The 17747-nt window shown below is 68.6% G+C and carries 15 protein-coding genes; 8 read left to right on the top strand and 7 right to left on the bottom strand.

What is annotated here, in order from left to right:
• Positions 1-3: 3 nt before the first annotated feature.
• From QHF84_RS01475 to QHF84_RS01460, 4 genes are read left to right on the top strand one after another with little or no spacing between them, the layout of a single operon-like run.
• Positions 4-2103 (top strand): response regulator, encoded by a 2100-nt coding sequence (locus QHF84_RS01475; RefSeq protein WP_281311321.1) that lies wholly within the window; start codon positions 4-6, stop codon positions 2101-2103.
• Between the two features lie 21 nt (positions 2104-2124).
• Complete coding sequence (locus tag QHF84_RS01470; protein WP_281311320.1) at positions 2125-2565, top strand: hypothetical protein; 441 nt, start codon at positions 2125-2127, stop codon at positions 2563-2565.
• A gap of 9 nt (positions 2566-2574) precedes the next feature.
• Positions 2575-2838, top strand: coding sequence for a DUF5985 family protein (locus tag QHF84_RS01465; protein ID WP_281311319.1), 264 nt, complete (start codon positions 2575-2577; stop codon positions 2836-2838).
• A 27-nt stretch (positions 2839-2865) separates the two neighbouring features.
• Positions 2866-3168, top strand: a complete 303-nt coding sequence (locus tag QHF84_RS01460) for a DUF5985 family protein (RefSeq protein ID WP_281311318.1) — start codon at positions 2866-2868, stop codon at positions 3166-3168.
• A gap of 12 nt (positions 3169-3180) precedes the next feature.
• Here QHF84_RS01460 and QHF84_RS01455 read toward each other — a convergent pair whose 3' ends face one another.
• From QHF84_RS01455 to QHF84_RS01440, 4 genes are read right to left on the bottom strand one after another with little or no spacing between them, the layout of a single operon-like run.
• Entirely contained in the window at positions 3181-3747 is a 567-nt protein-coding gene (locus QHF84_RS01455) for a hypothetical protein (protein WP_281311317.1), read from the bottom strand.
• On the bottom strand, positions 3744-4727 hold the full coding sequence (locus QHF84_RS01450; RefSeq protein ID WP_281311316.1) for a hypothetical protein: 984 nt from the start codon (positions 4725-4727) through the stop codon (positions 3744-3746). Before QHF84_RS01450 ends, QHF84_RS01455 begins: the two co-directional genes overlap by 4 nt.
• Positions 4728-4731: 4 nt before the next feature.
• Entirely contained in the window at positions 4732-5946 is a 1215-nt protein-coding gene (locus QHF84_RS01445; RefSeq protein WP_281311315.1) for a VWA-like domain-containing protein, read from the bottom strand.
• Positions 5947-5948: 2 nt separating this feature from the next.
• Positions 5949-7268 carry a MoxR family ATPase gene (locus QHF84_RS01440; RefSeq protein ID WP_281311314.1) on the bottom strand — a complete coding sequence of 440 codons (1320 nt, stop codon included), beginning with the start codon at positions 7266-7268 and terminating at the stop codon, positions 5949-5951.
• Between the two features lie 162 nt (positions 7269-7430).
• Between QHF84_RS01440 and QHF84_RS01435 the strand changes: the two genes are divergently transcribed.
• Positions 7431-8861: a carotenoid oxygenase family protein gene (locus QHF84_RS01435; RefSeq protein ID WP_281311313.1), complete on the top strand. Its 1431-nt coding sequence runs from the start codon at positions 7431-7433 to the stop codon at positions 8859-8861.
• A gap of 3 nt (positions 8862-8864) precedes the next feature.
• Here QHF84_RS01435 and QHF84_RS01430 read toward each other — a convergent pair whose 3' ends face one another.
• From QHF84_RS01430 to QHF84_RS01420, 3 genes are read right to left on the bottom strand one after another with little or no spacing between them, the layout of a single operon-like run.
• Positions 8865-9929 (bottom strand): multiheme c-type cytochrome, encoded by a 1065-nt coding sequence (locus tag QHF84_RS01430; RefSeq protein ID WP_281311312.1) that lies wholly within the window; start codon positions 9927-9929, stop codon positions 8865-8867.
• Positions 9926-11752 (bottom strand): hypothetical protein, encoded by a 1827-nt coding sequence (locus QHF84_RS01425; RefSeq protein WP_281311311.1) that lies wholly within the window; start codon positions 11750-11752, stop codon positions 9926-9928. Before QHF84_RS01425 ends, QHF84_RS01430 begins: the two co-directional genes overlap by 4 nt.
• A 30-nt stretch (positions 11753-11782) precedes the next feature.
• The gene (locus tag QHF84_RS01420; protein WP_281311310.1) at positions 11783-13606 is read right to left on the bottom strand and encodes a MopE-related protein; all 1824 of its coding nucleotides are present in this window, start codon (positions 13604-13606) and stop codon (positions 11783-11785) included.
• 219 nt (positions 13607-13825) lie between these two features.
• On the opposite strand from QHF84_RS01420, the gene QHF84_RS01415 reads away from it, so the two are divergent.
• The 3 genes from QHF84_RS01415 (at position 13826) to QHF84_RS01405 (ending at position 17583) form a co-directional block, all read left to right on the top strand.
• Positions 13826-15310, top strand: a complete 1485-nt coding sequence (locus QHF84_RS01415; protein ID WP_281311309.1) for a multicopper oxidase family protein — start codon at positions 13826-13828, stop codon at positions 15308-15310.
• Between the two features lie 344 nt (positions 15311-15654).
• The gene (locus QHF84_RS01410) at positions 15655-16137 is read left to right on the top strand and encodes a hypothetical protein (protein WP_281311308.1); all 483 of its coding nucleotides are present in this window, start codon (positions 15655-15657) and stop codon (positions 16135-16137) included.
• Between the two features lie 177 nt (positions 16138-16314).
• The gene (locus tag QHF84_RS01405; RefSeq protein WP_281311307.1) at positions 16315-17583 is read left to right on the top strand and encodes an acetyl-CoA acetyltransferase; all 1269 of its coding nucleotides are present in this window, start codon (positions 16315-16317) and stop codon (positions 17581-17583) included.
• Positions 17584-17747 lie beyond the last annotated feature (164 nt).

Genomic DNA, 17747 nt, shown 5'->3' with positions numbered 1-17747 from the left:
GGCATGAAGCACGCTCGCGACAAGGTCGGCATTCTCGTCGTGGACGATCGCAGGGACAGGCTCCTCGCGGTCGAGACCATGCTCTCCGAGCTCGGCGAGCGTGTCGTCCTCGCGCAGAGCGGGCGGGACGCGCTTCGGTTCCTCCTGCAGGAGGACTTCGCGGTCATCCTGCTCGACGTCGACATGCCGATCATGGACGGCTTCGAGACCGCGCGCCTCATCCGACAGCGCAAGCGCTCGCGGCAGACGCCGATCATCTTCCTCACCGCGTTCGGCGACTCGATCCAGGCGGAGCAGGGCTACGCGCTCGGCGCCGTCGACTACATGCTCGTGCCGGTCGATCCCGACATCCTGCGCGCGAAGGTCTCCGTCTTCGTCGAGCTCTACCGCAAGACGGAGGAGGCGAACCTCGCGGCGCAGGCGATCGCCAAGAAAGCAGGTCAGCTCGCGGCGCTGGCGCGCGCGTCGCTCTCGATCAACGCGGCGCGCTCGATCGAGGCGATGCTCGACGCCATCGCCTCGGGCACACGCGCCGCGCTCGGGGCGAGGTCGTCGTTCGTCGCGCTCGTGAACGGTTCGAAGCACGGGACGGCCGCGTCCTCGGCGGGCGGGCTCGCCGCGCCGCGTACGGTCCCGCCCGATCCCGCGAGCGACTGGATCTACACGCGTGTCGCCACCGCGGGGACCGTGGTCACGCTCTCCGCGACGGAGCGCGCGCAGAGGGACCCGGCGAACGCGGATGAGCCCGGCCCGCTCATGGCCGTGCCGCTCGTCGGCGCGGACGGCGCGTGCGTCGGGTGGATCGAGGTCACGAACGGCGAGGCGGATGCGTTCAGCGAGGACGACGAGTCGCTGCTTTTGCTCTCCTCGCAGCTCGCCTCGGTCGCGCTGCAGAACCTCCTCCACGCCGAGGAGCGCGAGGTGAGCCGGCTCAAGGACGAGTTCCTCGCGACGCTCTCGCACGAGCTCCGGACGCCGCTCACGGCCATCATCGGCTGGACGCGGATCCTGCGCGAGACGCAGCCCGACGCGGCCAAGCTCGCGCGTGGGCTCGAGGTGATCGATCGCAACGCCGGCGCGCAGAACAAGCTCATCGAGGACCTGCTCGACGTCTCGCGCATCGTCACCGGCAAGATGAGCATGGAGCAGCGGCAGGTGCGCCTCGCGCCGCTCGTCGAGGCCTCCGTCGACGCGCTTCGCCCCGCCGCGCAGGCCAAGGACATCACGCTCGTGGTGGTGTCCTCGGCGGGCAAGGACTCGGTCGAGGGGGATCCGGAGCGGCTGCGGCAGGTCGCGACGAACCTGCTCTCGAACGCCATCAAGTTCACGCCGCGCGGCGGCCGCATCGAGGTGCGCCTGCGCCGCGTGGGCGACGAGCTCGAGCTCGCCGTCTCCGACAACGGCGAGGGCATCCGCCCGGATTTTCTCCCCTACGTCTTCGATCGATTCCGCCAGGGCGACAGCTCCAGTCGCCGCATGCACGGCGGCCTCGGCATCGGCCTCGCGGTCGTGCGGCACATCGTGGTCTCGCACGGGGGAACGGTCTCCGCGCACAGCGACGGGCCGCGCCAGGGCTCGACGTTCACCGTGCGTCTGCCGTCGGCGTTTCTGCCGCGCGAGGGCGACGGCCCGACGCCTCCGCCCTACGGCAAATCGCGCCTCCCGCTGCCCGATCTCAGCGGCCTCAGGATCCTCGTGGTCGACGATGATCAGGACACTCGCGAGATCCTGCGCCAGGTCCTCGCCGCGCATCGCGCCGACGTCCGCATCGCGGCCACGGTGCGCGAGGCGATCGCCGAGCTCGACGCCGCGCGCCCGCACGTGCTCGTCAGCGACATCGCCATGCCGGGCGAGGATGGCTACGACTTCATCGATTTCGTCCGTCGCCGCGCGCCCGAGCGTGGAGGCGCGGTCCCTGCGCTGGCCCTCACGGCGCATGCGCGCGCGGAGGATCAGGCTCGCGCGCTCGCGGCGGGCTTCCAGCGCCACGCCGCCAAACCCATCGATCCTGCCGAGCTCGTCCGCGCCATCGCGGGGCTCGTGGGTGCGCCTTGCTCGCGCGTCGAGACCGTGGAGGCCGTGGCCCTCCGCGAGGTCCCCTGACGGCGAGCGTGGGTGGTTGCAATGGGGGGAGACCAGCACGATCGCGGATCGAAGCCGGACGGAGGCATCAAGCTCTCCTCGGGGCCCATTCCGGCGGAGCTCGTGCGATTCATCCAGGAGCACGTCTCTTCCCTCGAGCAGCTCGAGGTGATTTGCCTCTTGCGCAACACTGCGCCGCGGGAATGGCGCGCCGACGAGGTGAGCCGCGAGCTCGGATCGAGCTTGATGTCGATCGACCGCCGCCTCGATCACCTCGCGACGCAGAGGTTCATCCAGGTCCGACCCACCGAGCGCGGGCCCGTGTATCAACACGGCCCCGAATCCGAGGAGATCGCCGCGCTGATCGACGCGGCGGCGAGGCTCTACAAGGAGCGACGGCTCGCCGTGATCGATCTCGTCTACGGGCGTCCCGAGAGCGACCTTCGCGCGTTCTCGGATGCGTTCATGCTGAAGAAGAAATGAGGGGGGCGCATGGTACCGGCCGTCGTGTACATCCTCTGTTCGCTCACCAGCCTCGTCGCGATGACGCTGCTTTTGCGCGCGTATGCGGCGCGCAAGGTGCGTCTCCTTTTGTGGAGCGGCCTTTGCTTCGCCGGGCTGGCCGTGAACAACGTGCTTCTGTTCGTGGATCTGATCGTCATCCCCGAGCACGATCTCTCCACGGTCCGGCAAGTTCCCGCCCTGATGGGCGTCACGTTTCTCCTTTATGGTCTGGTGTACGACCTGCGTGAATGAAGCGCCGGTGTGGTGAGGCGTGGGGAGATGAACGATCTGATCAGTGGAGCTCTGATCCTCGGATTCGCGGTGATCGCGCTGTTTTTCCTACGCTTCTGGCGCAGCACGCGGGATCGGCTCTTCGCGATCTTCGCGCTCTCGTTCTCGCTCATGGCCGTGAACCGGCTGATCCTCGCGATCGCGAAGTTCCCCGAGGACAATTATCCTTACGTGTACCTCGTTCGCCTCGTCGCGAACGCCCTCATCATTTACGCGGTCATCGACAAGAATCGCGCGCACAAGCGCTCCGCGGCATCCGACAGCGGAGCGACGCCTCGCCCGATTCCCTGAAGGCGGAGGGGGTCACCCCGAGATCCACGGGCGGCGAAAGCGGCCGCTCCTCACCGCTTCGTGCTCGATCGCGCGCACGAGGTCCGTGGCCGTCGCGCCCTTGTCGAGCTGCGCCTGCGGCGCGCGCGGAAGGTCGAGCGGCATGATCGCGCCTCGGACGAGGAGCACGACGTCCGTGCGTTCGCGGCGCCAATCGAGCGCCTCCTGTTCGTCTTTCATCACGCCCTCCGGGAACAAATAAAGGGCCAGCGAGAAGGCGTCACGCCGGAGCCCGCGCACGTAGCCGCTGTTGCCGCCCCTCGACAGGGACGCCCAATCGACCTGCGCCGCGCTCATGCAATCCAAGGCGAACCTTTCCGAGTTGTCGCGTCCGAAGACGACCACGGTGCACGTGTCGGTGGCGCGCACGGAGGCGCACGCGTGGCAGCGTGGATGATTCCGATCAGAAATCTGGAAGTTCTTCTCCCCGCACTCGATGCAATGGACGCAAAAGAGGGCGTCGTCGCAGCGCATGCACATGCCGGCCCGATCGCTGAACGTGTTCAACCGGCAACCGAGGCATGCGCATTGCTTCGTCATGGGGAGCTTCGGCGCGGAGACGAGAGATGCTCCACGTGGACGAAGCTTACGCGCCAGAGCGTCTCGTCGTCCACGTGATCGAGCGCTTCCATCTCGATGAGCGTCACGGATTCCGGGCCGGCGGCGAACCAGAGGAGCGGGACGACCGGCCCGGCGCCGCAGGCGCAAAACCGGTGGCAAGAGGCTTCGAGGACGCCGAATCGCTCGCCGAGGAGGACGGGCCGTTTCGCATGGTAAAGGCGCGTGCTGCCGGTCGGGATCGGGACGGGTATCACCTCGCCCGCGACCCATTCCGCGTAGGACGGCGCCTCCGGATCTTGAAAGAGAGACGTATGGCAAAATCGCGTCCGGCGGTCGCCGCACGCCCTGCAGCGCATCGGAGCCGAGAGGAAGTCCGAGCCCCCGGCCGAGGGCGTCCGCGGCGCGGAGACCAGCGGCAGGATCGCATGCTCTCGATACTTGGCCGCGAGGATCCGCCGGCGCTCCTCGGGCGTTCCGTCCTTCAGGGTCTTCGCCCATTGCGAACGCTCCGCGATCGGGACGAGCCCCGGCGGAATCAGCTCGGAGAAGTGAACGCCGGCGAGCGTGTCCTCGCGCGAGAGGAGCTCCGCTTCGATGCCAATGAGGCGGACGTTGGTATGGTCGCCCTCCGCGCCGAGGTCGAAGCGGAGCTCCGGCACGACGAACGCGGCACATGAGCAATAAAACGCCTGATCTTCGGCGATGATCACGAGCGGCGTACCGCGCTGCCACGGCGCGAGCGCGATCCAATCGTCGTCCCAGCCCTCGCGGCCCGCGCGCTCTTCGAAGTGTTCGACCGAGAGGTGCACCCGGATCGGCGCCCCTCCGATCTCGAACGTCCCCCCGGGGCGCTCGTGGTCGTTGGGCTCGAACAGCTTCGTTTGAAAGCCGCAGCGATCGTACCGCGAGCCGCACGCGGGGCAAGACACCATTCCGAGGACGTCGTCGAAGGCTCCCATGGTTTTACCTATGCGTCACCGCGCGCGGGCGGCGCTCCAGGATCGCGCGTTCGCCCCACGGACATGCGAAATTCTGCGGCTTCGTGAGGATCCAGAGCGTCGGCACGGGCGGCGGCTCCTCGGGGAACGGCCCCTCGCCGTCCGTGAAATATACGATTCCGTCGGGTGCGTGCGGGCGCCAAAAACTCTCGGCGAAGACCTTGCGGAGATCGGTACCGCCGCGCCCTTGCACGTCGGTGATCGCGCCGGTGAACGGGTAGACGCGCTGGATCTCGCTGTCGCATTCGACGACGGTGATCCGCGCCTCCTCGGCGATCAGCGCGAGCTGCTTTGCGATCTCGGCGAGCTCGGCGTCGGTCATGCTCATCGACGTGTCGATCGTCACGAGCACGCGCGGCCGCGCCATTGCGCGCGGGGACCACGCGCGCCCTGGGACCTCGCCAATTCGCGTGGGAAAACGCCGGCTCGGCCGCGCGAACGTACCCACGGGCGTGCGCCTCCGCGACGTGAACATGCGCAGCGCCGTCTTCCAGTCGACGAAACATTCCGGCGGCCCGAGCACGCCGTCGAGCTCCGCGAGCAGCCGCCCCGGCTCCTTTCCCGCGAGTAGCCTGCGCTCGGGCGGCCCCTCCGGCCCCACGTCGCCCGCGGCATCCATCGCCCGCGCCACGAGCATTCGGGCTTGCTCCATCGATCCGGGCGCGCCCGCCGCGCGCCGGAGCAGCCTGTGCTCGTCGACCGTCTCGCCGCCGGGCGCGTGCTTGGCCGTGAATTTGCCGGCCCGCGCCGCTTCGAGCAGCTTTTCGTAACGCTCCAGGCTGCTCTGCCCCGCGCGAATGCCGAACGCCGTGTATTTCTGCCACGTGATCGGGTCGGGCAAGGGCTCCTCGATGAACTCGTTCGCGCTCATTTCGAGCGCCAGCTCGAGGAGCTCCGGCTCGGCCGGATCCGCGAATTTGGGGTGCGAGAGGTGCCCGAGGACCACGTGGTGCACCTCGTGCAGGAGCACCCCGCGCAGCCATTGCGGCTCGCGCAGGAACGAATCCAAGTTCACGTGCAGGAAAAACCGACCTTCGTGGAGCGAGACGGCCATCCGCTTCACGGAAGGATCGGCGACCGGAACCATTTTCGCGAGGACGGCCGCGTAATACGGGTACCGCCGCGCGAAATCGCTCGTTTGCACGAAATCGTCGAGGAAGGCGCGGACGGGATCCACCATGGTCAACCCGGGCGGATGGGGGTGATGCCGAGGCGTTTGCAGGTCGCCACGAGATCGAGCGCCCAGCGCTCGGGCAGCTCCGCGAGCAGCACGCCGAGGCTCGCGCGGACCACGTTGCTGCGCTTGACCTCCGCGAGCTTGGTTTGTCGTTCGAGGTGCGACGAGAGCGCCGTCACGGCGAGCCCCACGCGGTGCTGCTTCAAAGGATCGGCGGCCCAGCCCTGGATCTTGCGTTGCGCGGGGCTACTCGCGTAACGCTCGCAGAGCTCCTCGGGGCGCACGTCGATGAGCGAGGTCGCCGTGGGATTGCGCCCGAGCGCCTCGACGAGTTTGTCACGCTGATCGCCGGGCAGATCGGCGAGCAGCGCCTCGAACGAGGCGAGCGTGATTTGCCGCTCGCCCGCGAGCACGCCAGCTTCGGGCCCTTCGAGCAGGCGTACGAGGCGCGTCGTGATCTCGTCGAGCCTGTCGGTTTGTCCGGCCTCGGCAAAGCCTCGCACGGCGCGCGCGAGATCGGCGCGGCGATCGTAGTCGGCGAGCAGCGCGCGCACGTCGAAGGGCAGGCGGCTCGACCACACGCCGCGGCTCGAAACGACGAGCTCGATCCACGAGGTCGGCAAATACCCCGAGAGGGCGTCGCGGAGCAGGCCCACGTTTTCGATTTCGTCGGGGCGCAGCGTCTTGAGCAGGTGCGAGACGTACGTCCAGGTCCGCGGCGGCACATCGTCGAGCACGCGCTCGTGGGCCTGCGCGATTGCGATGACGCCCGGGTGCACGTCGTTCACCTGCGCCCACGCGAGCCAGCTCGGTCGATCGGCGCGCACGGGCAGGCTCAGAAAGCGCGCCCGGAGCGCCTTGTCGAGCGGCGTCACGTGATACCCTTCGCTTTCGGGGTTGACGGCGGCGAAGCAGGCCCAGCCCGGCGGCAGCTCGTATCCGTGCAGGCGCCGCGCGCTGAGGAGCTGCAGGGCGGGCTGCTGGATGTAGCGCTCGGCGCGGTTCAGCTCTTCGAGCATCAGGATGCCCGCGCCGTCCTGCGGCAGGATTTCGGGCACGGCGTAACGCGTGCGGCCGTCCTGAATGACGGGCAGGCCCACGAGATCCGGCGGCTCGAGCAGCGACAGGTCGAGCACCACGTGGGCGATACCGAGGCGATCGGCGAGCTTCTTGACGATGTCGCTCTTGCCGATGCCGGTCGGCCCTTCGAGCAGCACGGGGCGGCGCGCTCGATAGGCGAGCTCGAGCACGGCTTCGAGCCGGGGGCCGACGGGGATGTGCGCGGGGCGGCTTTCGAGGACGGGAGTGGGGGAAGACTTGGCCACGGGATGCTTTCGGCTAGCACGTGCGCGGGCCGCCGCCACGCCCCTTCGGTGCGCGTCGTTTCCTCGGTACCCGGGGCCTTGCGCCCCGAAACGTGCTTCCTTATCCTCACGGGCTCGCGCACACGGGGCGCGCGAGCTGCCCCGTCCACGCCGGAGAGAGCCATGACGACGACCGTGACTTCGAGCGCCGAAAACCCCGCGCCGCCTTATCTTTCGGGCAACTATGCGCCGATCGATCGCGAGATCACGGCGCACGATCTGCCCGTGATCGGCGAGATCCCGCGGGACCTCGCGGGCGTGTTCGTGCGCAACGGCTCGAACCCGCGATTCCGGCAGAAGGGGCGTTACCACTGGTTCGACGGCGACGGCATGATCCACGCGCTCCGTTTCGAGGACGGGCGCGCGAGGTATGCGAACCGCTGGGTGCGCACGTGGGCGTTCCTCGAAGAAGAGAAGGCGGGCGCGTCGCTCTGGACGGGCGTCACCGAGCGGCCCGATTTCACGAATCCGCGCGGCCCCTTCAAGGACACCTCGAACACCGACCTCGTGTTTCACGGGGGCCGGCTGTATTCGCTCTGGTGGCTCGGCGGCGCGGCGTACGTCGTGAATCCGCTTTCGCTCGATACCTGCGGCACGGAGACGTGGGGCGGCAAGATGCCCACGATCTCGGCGCACCCGAAGGTCGACGCGGTCACGGGCGAGATGATGCTCTTCGATTACAAGCCCTTCCCGCCGTATCTCACGTACGCCGTCGTCTCGCCCTCCGGCGAGCTCGTGCACAAGACCGAGATCGATCTGCCCGGCCCGCGCCTCCAGCACGATCTCGCGATCACCGAGCGGTTCACGATCTTCTTCGACATGTCGATGCAATGGGACCCGGAGCTCCTCGCCGTCGGCAAGACGAAGGTCAAGTATTTTCGGGACAAACCGGCGCGGATCGGGATCCTCCCGCGGCACGCGCCCGGGTCCGAGATTCGCTGGTTCGAGACCGAGCCGTTTTACATGTACCACACCATCAATGCGTGGGAGGAGGGGGATCGGATCGTGCTCGTCGGGTGCAAGATCGACGCGCCCGTCGTCGGGGATCCGAAAAACCCCGCGCGCGAGGTGCCGACGATCGGGTTCTTGCGGCTCGAACCGAACCTGTATCGATGGGAGCTCGACATGAAGACGGGGGCCGTGAAGGAGTCGCGCCTCGACGACGTGCTCACGGAGTTTCCGCGCATGGATAACCGCGCGCTCGGGCGCAAGACGCGATACAGCTACAACCCGCGGCTCCACGCATCGGCGCCGACGCTGCTCTTCGACGGCGTGGTCAAGTACGATTACGAGGCGGGGACGAGCGCCGCGCATTCGTATCCGGCGGGCCGCTTCGGGAGCGAGGTCGTCTTCGCGCCTCGCGTGGGCTCGACGGGCGAGGACGACGGTTATCTGGTGACGTTCGTCGTCGACGAGGCGAGCGGCGAGAGCGAGGCTTATGTGCTCGACGCGAAGGACGTGACGCGTGCACCCCTCGCGCGGGTAAAACTCCCGCAGCGCGTGCCGACCGGGTATCACGCTTGGTGGGTGCCCGGCTCGGACATTCCGGCTTGACGCTCAGGGCGGCGCGAGCGTCCCTTCGGCGAGCACGACCTCGCCTTCCACCACGGCCTGATCCGAATTCTCCTCAATCGGGTGCTCCACCCGCTCGTAGGCGACTTGCCAATGGATCGGCGCGCCGTCGGCGTTTTCGCCGAGCGAGAGCGTGACGACGGACGGCGCGCCGGGCATGACGCGGTCGTCGCCGGTGAGCACCTTGATCGAGCGGCCGTCGCGGCCTTTGCCGCGGCCGAAGCGCCGCGAGAGGTAACGGACGTCCTCGGAAAGGACGCTTTGCTCCGCGCCCACGGCCTCGGCGCGGACGGCGAGGCGCCGGAAGAGATCACCCGTGGGGAATGCGTGTCCGAGGGCGCGCGGCTCGATGTGCACCTCGACCGTGCCCGCGCTCGGGCGCGTGGCCGTGATGCGGGCCGCGGCGCGGAGGAGCGCGGGATCACGCGAGGCCGGGAATCGATGGCTGCGGTGCTTCGACGCGCCCTCGCCGACGAGGGGCATGTGGCATTCGGCGCAGCTCTGGCCTGCGAACGGCGAGGCGCGATGCTCGCTCGCCGTCGATTGCATGAAGAGGGGCGCGAAGCGGCGATCGGGATCGGGGAAGGAGAATTCGTGACAATTCGCGCAGGCGGAGGCCGAGGCGAAGGCGGCGTCGCGCACGACCGGGTGCGGCGCGGATCGTCCGGTGTTTTGCGGGGCGGCGAGCACGCGCGAGAGGTCGCCGTGGCACGAGGTGCACGCGACGCCGAGGGAGCCGAGTTCCGGAGGTGGATCCCGCATCGGATCCGCCTCCGGGGCGTGGCAGCCGCGGCAAAAGGGAAGGGGCTCGATGGCGAGGGCGCGTTGATAGGCCGGATCGTCGTGGGCCTTCTTGTGCAGCGAGGCGCGCCATTCTGCGGCGATGTCCGCGTGGCAGGCCTCGCAACGGGTGTTCTCCTCGGCCGCGTGGGCGCGGCGCGGCACGGGCGCGGGCCCGGGCATTTTCGTGGGCTCGGCGCTTTGCGCGGCCGCGAGCCCGAAGAGCCCGGAGGCGAGCGTGGCGAGGAGGACGATCCTTCCGGAGATCATGGGTTCGCCTTGACAATGTCTCCGGTGCGCAGGTCGATGCGGATGTCGCGGTTCGTCCGGGCGGGTTTGCCGCAGAGGAGCTGCGGCGTCGAGCCCTTCACGCCTTCCTGCACGGTCTTCACGAGCTTCTGGCCGACGGAAAAACTGGGCACGAAGGCCACGAAATAGCGGCGGCCCGCCTCCTCGGTCTCGGCGAACTTCACGTTCGAAAGCTCGGTGTGGCCCTTCAGCGCCGCGCGGGTGAGGGGAAAATCGTAATCGGGCGGGGCCACCTTCGCGAGCTTGTAGAGCACGACGAAGAGCTCCTTGCAGCCCGGCGTCCCGGGCGTGATGCGGGCGAATGCGTGGACATCGGTCTTGGGCGCCGGGCGCGCTTTGGGCGGCGCGCCCTCGCCGGCCTCCTCCGGCGCGTCGAGATCCAGCACCTTCGCAGGCTTTTTCGTGGAGAGCACCGTCACCTGGCCGCCGGCGCGCGCCGCGACGAGGGTCTCGTCGCCGCGGAAGACGATGTCGATCGGCGTGCCTTCCTCCTCGGGATCGAGCTCGGGCAGGGGGATCACGCGGAAGCCATCTTTTTCGAGGGTCAAGAGCTCCTCGCTCCGTCCGGCCCAGATCTTCTCGTCCGGGCCGACCTTCGCCCATTCGATCGCATGGGATATGCCGCCGGGCGTGAAGGTCGTCCATTTCCCGGACGAATATCGATCGATCACCTTCTCGCGCACGAGCCAGAGTGCGCCGTCCTTCGTGCGGAAGGCGTCGTTCACGTCCTCGCTTCCGCCGGGCGAGATGTCGCTCCAGGCCTTGCCATTCCAGTGCGCGACGTAGGCCCCGTGATGATCGCCGGGCAGGGCCACGGCGAGGACGTCGTTCGGGCCGAGCACGTACAAACGCGCGCCGGGCCGGAGCGAGGTGACGACGTCCGAGCCCGGGAGCTCCTCGATCATCGACGTGCGCGAGCCCTTGGGCCAGCGTTCGACGGCGAGCGGCCCCGCGCCCGATTGTCCGAAAAACGAGGGCGAGTCTCCCTCGCGGCACACCTTCCCGAAGCCGACGAGCTCCCCCGAAGCCAATGCCTGGAGGTCTGCGTGCCCGAGCAGCTTCGTCTTGCAGCCCCCCGTACCCTTGGCGATTTCGGGCGCGGGCGGGCTGCTTCCGCCGGGGCCGAGCACGAAGATGGGCTTGGAGACGTCGAGGCTCGGATCGTTGATCTCGTACAGCGTTCGATCCCCCCAGGGCGCGCTCGAATAGATCCCGCCCATGTAATAAGCGGACGAGACCGCCGGCGGCATGGGTTTGTCCGGGTCGCGAGTCCAGGCCGAGCCTTTCCACGAATAAAACACGTCCTCACCGCCGCGCTCGCCGGGCAGGTTGAGCCCGAGTTTTCCGTGCTTCGGCCAATCCCCCGCGATCCACATGACGTAAAACGCATTTTGCTCGCCGACGCCCTCGAGCCCGGCGTAGAGGCTTCCATCCACGCGCGCCCCATTTCCGTCGATACGAATGGGCGTCGAGAGGTACTCACCGCTGATCGCCGCGATGAACGAGGGGAGCACGATCATCCGGAAGCTCGGCTGCCCGTGCACGATCAGGGGGTGGAAAGGGCTCGGCGGTCGCGCGGGTTTTTCAGGGGCGGGAGCGGGGCTCGTCGATTCGCTCGTGGGCGGGGGCGGCGCCGTGCTCGCGAGGGGGGCCGAGGATCCGGCGGGGTTCGAGGCGGTCGCGTCGACCTTCGCGGGGGTTTGCGGCGCGCCGCAGCCGAGCGGGAGGGCGGCGAGGAGCGCGGCGAGGGCAGGGGAGGGCGAGCGGCGGACGCGGGAGACCATGCCCGACGATAACGCGATTCGCGCGGAGGCTCAACAGCCGCAGCCGACGAGCTCCAGGGAGAGGTTGTCGATCCAGAGGGCGTTCGACCCGGTGCCGTGGTCGAAGCGGATGTAGACGCCCTTCGAACTGCCGAACGGGATCGTGATCTGCGTCTGCGCCGTGCAGGCCTTGAGCGCGTTATGGCCGGTGACGCTGGTGAAGCTGCCCGATTTCTCGCAGGACTCGATGATGTCGTTACTCTGCTGGTAGGAGACGTTCACGTTCGCGAGCTCGAACTGATAGTAGGTGTAATTCAATCGCACGGAGGTGCAGCTCGCGTCGCTCTTGTAGACCCAGATCGTGGGATCGATCGTGGACTCGTTCGTCCGGAGGGTGCGACCCGTCATGCAAGGCGGCGTGTTCGAGGCGATCGGGATGTAGTCGTCGCACCATTCGATCTTGTACACGCCCGCGCTGAGCGAGCTCGCGGTGCCGTCGTCGAAGTTCTCCTGGTAGACCGCGCAGGTCAGGTTGGCGCAACCCTCGTTGGTTTGTCCGTCGCAATCGTCATCGGCGGCCGTCATGCAGCTCTCGGGCTGCGGCTGGACCTCGCCGACGCAGGCCCCGTATCCGGTGCCTTGCGCATTGCAGCTCCGGGTGCCGGCCTTGCAGGCGCCGACGCCCGCCGTGCCCGCGGGCCCGGTGTAGCAGCTCTGCGTCGTCCCCGGGACGCAGACGCAGCCCTCGTTGGTTTGTCCGTCGCAATCGTCGTCGCCGGGCGTGGCGCAGGACTCGGCCGCGGGCGTGACCTCGCCCATGCAGGGCCCGAGCGAGGTGCCGAGCGCGTCGCACATCGCGGTCCCGGCTTTGCACATACCGATTCCGACCGTGCCCATGGGCCCGGTGTAACAAGGAAGGACGGCGTTCGGGGGGCAGACGCAGTCGGCGCCTTCCTCGTTGGTTTGTCCGTCGCAATCGTCGTCGACGGTGGTGGCGCAGGTCTCGGCCGCGGGCGTGATTTCGCCCATGCAGGGGCCGTACGCCGTGCCGAGATCGTTGCAAAGCTTCATGCCCGCCATGCAGATGCCGACCCCGTCGGTGCCCATGGGCCCGGTATAACAGGGGATGGACGTGCCGGGGGCGCAGACGCAGTCGGCGCCTTCCTCGTTGGTTTGTCCGTCGCAATCGTCGTCCTCGGCCGTCGCGCAGACCTCGGCGGACGGGATCACTTCGCCGGTGCAGGGGCCGTAGGCCATTCCATCGGGATTGCAGGTCTTCGTGCCGGCCTTGCAGACGCCGACGTTTTGCGTGCCGCGCGGGCCCGTGTAGCAGGGCTCGACCGAGCCGGGCATGCAAAACGGAGGGGCGCCGCCCATGCCGCCGGAGCCGCCCATGCCGCCGGAGCCGCCCATGCCGCCGTTGCCGCCGTTGCCCATGCCTCCCATGCCGCCGTTACCGCCCGCGCCGCCGTTGCCCATGCCTCCGGTGCCGCCGATGCCGCCCGCGCCGCCGTTGCCCATGCCTCCGGTGCCGCCGATGCCGCCCGCGCCGCCGTTGCCCATGCCGCCGTTGCCGCCTGCACCGCCGCTTCCGCCCGCGCCACCGTTGCCCATGCCGCCGATGCCGCCCGCGCCGCCGTTGCCGCCCGCGCCACCGCTTCCGCTCCCGCCTGCGCCGCCCATTCCCCCGACGCCGCCCATTCCCCCGACGCCGCCCATTCCCCCGGGGCCCACCGTCGCGCCGCCGCCCATTCCCCCGTGGCCGCCGGATCCGACCGAGCTCGAGCCCGATCCGGTCACTCCGATCTCGCCGGAGTCACCACAACCAAGGACGATCACACCAAAACACAGCGGAAGGACCAGCGAAGTGCGCATGGCCCGACGGGACACGAATGCGCGCGGGACGTCAAGAGGAAGGCGGGCAAGGGCCGCAAGTGCGGGTGCTGCCGCTTCGCGGGCTCGACGTTTCACCAGAAAAACCCGTGGGGCAGAGGGGGAGCGGGTAGTGTGTAGCGTGTATCACCACGGCTACTCCATCATGATGATGACGATTTTCATTTTCAGAAACGTCGGCTACTGGTAGCCTCACTTTCCATGAGTCGCTACACGATGGGCGCGTTTGCCCTTGTCGGGATCCTCGTGGGCTGCGGGAACGACGCGAACGCGCCGGGCCCCTTCAGCGGGGAGGTCGTTCATCCGGAGTTGCCGCCGCTCCCCGATGTATCGGGGCTCACGCCCCTGCCGGACCTGAATCCGGACCCCCACATCGTGGAGGTCGACCTGGTCGCGCGGTCCCACGCCGTGCAGCTCCTCCCGGGCGAACCGACACAGCTCTTCAATTACAATGATCAATTCCCGGGGCCGCTGCTCCACGCGCGGGCCGGCGATCGGGTCATCGTCCATTTCAAGAACGAGCTCGCCGAGGAGACGGTCGTGCACTGGCACGGGCTCCGGATCTCGGATCAAATGGATGGTTCACCCGTCATCCAGAACCCGGTGCAGCCGGGCGCGTCTTTCACGTACGATTTCGTCGTCCCCGACCCCGGCACGTTCTGGTATCACACGCACCTGCACCAGATCCAGCAGCTCGAATACGGGCTCTACGGCGCCATCGTGGTCCACGAGCGGGATTTTCCGGTGTTCTCGGCCGAGCGGATCTTCGTCGGCGACGACATCCGGCTCCGGACCACGAACAACCAGATCTCGGGCTTCCTCACGAGCGGACCCGACATCGGCGCCGGGCGCGTGGGCAACCGGCTTCTCTCCAATGGCCGGATCATCAACGGCGAGGGAGGTGAGGGCCCCGTGACGTTCACGATCCCGCGCGGGGCCATCGAGCGGTGGCGCTTCGTGCTCGCGACGAACGCGCTGTCGTACGGGCTGCGGATCCGCGGCGCAGACGCGCGCGTGATCTCCACGGACGGCGGGCTCTTGCCGGAAGCATTTCCCCTCGATCGTGTCGAGATCGCGCCGGGACAACGGTACGATTTCGAGGTGCGGCCGAAGCCGGACGCCACCGAAATCGTGCTCGAAGCCCTCGTCCTCGTGCTCGACGAGAACGACAACGTGGTCGAGGCGCCGTTCGAGCTCGCGCGCGGGACGATCGAAGGCGAAGTCGTGACGCCGGAGCCCGTTTACCCGAAGGTCTCGTTGCCCGCGACGTCCGTGGAGGCGACGCCGCACGAATGGAAGCTCTCGGGCGGGGTCGTGGACGGGCAGGTGCAATTCACCATCAATGGCGTGCCGTCCTACGTGGGGGAGGGGCACGAGCACGTGCTACTCGACACGTTCGAGCCCAACGTGCCCGTGAAGATCACGCTGTCGAGCAACGTGAGCCCGCGGCACCCGTTCCACATCCACGGCCAGTTCTTTCAGATCCTCGAGCGCGGCGGAAAACCCGTCTTCGAGCCGGGGCTGCGCGACACCGTCGAGGTGCGCGGCAACGAGACCGCGACGATTCTCACGTACTTCGAGAACCACGGCCGCTGGATGGTGCATTGCCACATCTCGGAGCACAGCGAGAACGGGATGATGGCCGATATCCAGGTCGGCACGCCCGTCGCGGCGCACGCACACTGAAGCCGTCGCTTCGATCGAAATGCCACGCCCGAGGACGGCGAGGACGGTTTGGCCTCGAAGAGGCCGAGCACGGCGGTACGATCTCCGTCCCCGAGTGTGTTCCCCAGATCCCCGCTCCCGCTTCCGTCCCGCTTCTGCTTCCGCCGTCGCGCCGACATTACGCATTCCCGTCGTCGGTATTTCCCGTTTGAATGGGCGTGGCCCTGACGACTGGACATCGAACCGAGTGGCCCGAAGGAATTGGTACCTGGCCGACCTCCGTACGCGGCTGAGCCTCGCGGATCAGCCTCGTAGGAGAGGTCCAGGGAGCCAAGAGAAACGGGAGGTCACCAGCTATGCATTCCATGTCGAAGCTCGGGTCGCTGCTGCTCACGCTGTCTGCCTCGGTTGCCATGCTATGCACGGGCTGCGCTACGGAGCTCGCCGACGCCGCCGAGGACGATCTCGCCGGCGCCGAGGCTGCATCCGTCGCGGACGCCAGCGGAGAAGCCACGGACAATAGCGTGGCCGCAGTGGACGAAAACGCCGACGTCGCGGACGAAGGCGACGAGGCCACGGCGGAAGATGCCGCAGCGCTCTCGAACTGGTGGGGGCGCGGCTTCCCCTACTATGGCTACCGCGGCGGCTTCTGTGGCGGACCGTGCGGCGGCGCGATCGGGGGCTGGGGCGGCTGGGGCGGCTGCGGCGGCTTCATCGGCGGCGGTTGCGGCGGCTTCATCGGCGGCATCGGCGGCATCGGCCCCTGCGGCGGCCTCGTCGGGGCAGGTTGCGGAATCGGCCCCTGCGGCGGCGCCGGCTTCATCGGCGGCTGCGACGGATTCTGGTGATGCGCTGGCGCCATCGCGCGCGTCATTGCAAACGGGCGCGGATGGCCTAGCACTTCATCGATCCTCCGTGACGGCCGCCATCTTCGGCGATGGCGGCCGCCACGCCGGGCAAGACGCGCGAGGCGTCGCCTGACGCCCTTGCCGCGGGGGCCGCGGGCGCCGTAGAGTCGTCGCACCATGACGGCTTCCCCCCGCGTCGCGCCGCGTGATCGCGCGCTCCCTCCGGTCTTCGTCCTCGGCGGCTACCAGACCGATTTCGCTCGAAATGTCACGCGCGAGGGCAAAGGCCTTTTTGATCTGATCGGCGAGGCGGCGACGCTCGCGCTCGAGCACACGGGCGTAGAGGCGCGTGAGGTCGAGGTGGGGCACGTGGGCAGCTTCATTCCCGAGCTCTACACGGGCCAGAGCCACCTCGGCGGGCTGCTCGCCGAGGCGCATCCCGACCTCGCGGGAATCCCCATCACGCGGCACGAGGCCGCCTGCGCGTCGGGTGGCGTGGCCGCGCTCGCGGCAATGGCGGATTTGCAGGCCGGGCGATACGACGTCGCGCTCGTCCTCGGCGTGGAGCTGATGCGGGCGCTCTCGGGCTTCGAATCCCAGCAAAAGCTCGGCGCGGCCGCGTGGGTGCCGCGCGAGACGGAGGGCGTCGCGTATCCATGGCCGGAGCTCTTCAGCCACGTGGCCGAGGAATACGATCGGCGTCACGGGCTCCGGCGCGAGCACCTCGCGGCGCTGGCCCGGAACAACTACGAGAATGCCCGGGACAACCCCCATGCGCAGACCCGGAAGTGGACGCTCACGGAGGGCGCGCTCGCCGAGGACGACAAGGAAAACCCGGTGATCGCCGGCCGCACGCGCCGCTACGACGCGAGCCCCGTGACCGACGGCTCCGCCTGCGTGGTGCTCGCTTCGGCGGAGTACGCGGCCGAATGGGCGCGCCGGCGCGGTGTGTCGATGGATGGGCTCGCGCGCATCGAGGGGTACGGGCATCGGACGGCGCGAATGGGTATGAAGGACAAACTCGAAGCGAGCCGCGGCGAGCCGTACGTGTTCCCGCACGTGCGCGGCGCGGTGCTCGACGCGTTCGCCCGGGCGCGGATCGAGGGGCCGAGCGCGCTCTCGGCCGTCGAGGTCCACGACTGCTTCACGATCTCGCATTACATGGGCATCGACCATTTCGGCCTCGCCCCGGCGGGTGAGCCGTTCCGGGTCATCGAGGACGGCACGGTCCTCCGCGGCGGAAAGCTGCCCGTGAACCCCGGCGGCGGGCTCATGGGCATCGGACACCCCGTGGGCGCGACGGGCGTTCGGATGCTGCTCGACGCGCAGAAGCAGGTGACGGGCGAAGCGGGAGAGAATCAGGTGCCGGGGGCGAAACGCGTGGCGACGCTGAACATCGGCGGGAGCGCGACGACGGCGGTGGTCTTCGTCGTCGGGCGGGCGTGATCACGCGACGCAGACGCTAAAGCGCGTACACTCGGGCGGCAAGGCGAGGGTCGGGAAGCGCGAAAAGGGAGGAGAGCGCGCCGGGGACCCATACGCCCGCACGCCGTCCCGCGCGGGCCTTGTGATGGGAGCAAGGACGAATATGTATCCGCGGAGCCGAGCCA

It is taken from the genome of Polyangium sp. y55x31 (assembly GCF_029946505.1).
GTDB lineage: Bacteria > Myxococcota_A > Polyangia > Polyangiales > Polyangiaceae > Polyangium.
The sequence above is the reverse complement of the archived record's forward strand: the minus strand, read 5'-3'. Positions and strand labels throughout refer to the sequence as shown.

Coding starts and splice junctions, on each gene's coding strand:
- QHF84_RS01475 (WP_281311321.1), top strand. CDS start 4: ATGAAGCACGCTCGCGACAAGGTCGGCATTCTCGTCGTGGACGATCGC.
- QHF84_RS01435 (WP_281311313.1), top strand. CDS start 7,431: ATGACGACGACCGTGACTTCGAGCGCCGAAAACCCCGCGCCGCCTTAT.
- QHF84_RS01410 (WP_281311308.1), top strand. CDS start 15,655: ATGTCGAAGCTCGGGTCGCTGCTGCTCACGCTGTCTGCCTCGGTTGCC.
- QHF84_RS01460 (WP_281311318.1), top strand. CDS start 2,866: ATGAACGATCTGATCAGTGGAGCTCTGATCCTCGGATTCGCGGTGATC.
- QHF84_RS01470 (WP_281311320.1), top strand. CDS start 2,125: ATGGGGGGAGACCAGCACGATCGCGGATCGAAGCCGGACGGAGGCATC.
- QHF84_RS01405 (WP_281311307.1), top strand. CDS start 16,315: ATGACGGCTTCCCCCCGCGTCGCGCCGCGTGATCGCGCGCTCCCTCCG.
- QHF84_RS01425 (WP_281311311.1), bottom strand. CDS start 11,752: ATGGTCTCCCGCGTCCGCCGCTCGCCCTCCCCTGCCCTCGCCGCGCTC.
- QHF84_RS01455 (WP_281311317.1), bottom strand. CDS start 3,747: ATGACGAAGCAATGCGCATGCCTCGGTTGCCGGTTGAACACGTTCAGC.
- QHF84_RS01445 (WP_281311315.1), bottom strand. CDS start 5,946: ATGGTGGATCCCGTCCGCGCCTTCCTCGACGATTTCGTGCAAACGAGC.
- QHF84_RS01415 (WP_281311309.1), top strand. CDS start 13,826: ATGAGTCGCTACACGATGGGCGCGTTTGCCCTTGTCGGGATCCTCGTG.
- QHF84_RS01420 (WP_281311310.1), bottom strand. CDS start 13,606: ATGCGCACTTCGCTGGTCCTTCCGCTGTGTTTTGGTGTGATCGTCCTT.
- QHF84_RS01430 (WP_281311312.1), bottom strand. CDS start 9,929: ATGATCTCCGGAAGGATCGTCCTCCTCGCCACGCTCGCCTCCGGGCTC.
- QHF84_RS01450 (WP_281311316.1), bottom strand. CDS start 4,727: ATGGGAGCCTTCGACGACGTCCTCGGAATGGTGTCTTGCCCCGCGTGC.
- QHF84_RS01465 (WP_281311319.1), top strand. CDS start 2,575: ATGGTACCGGCCGTCGTGTACATCCTCTGTTCGCTCACCAGCCTCGTC.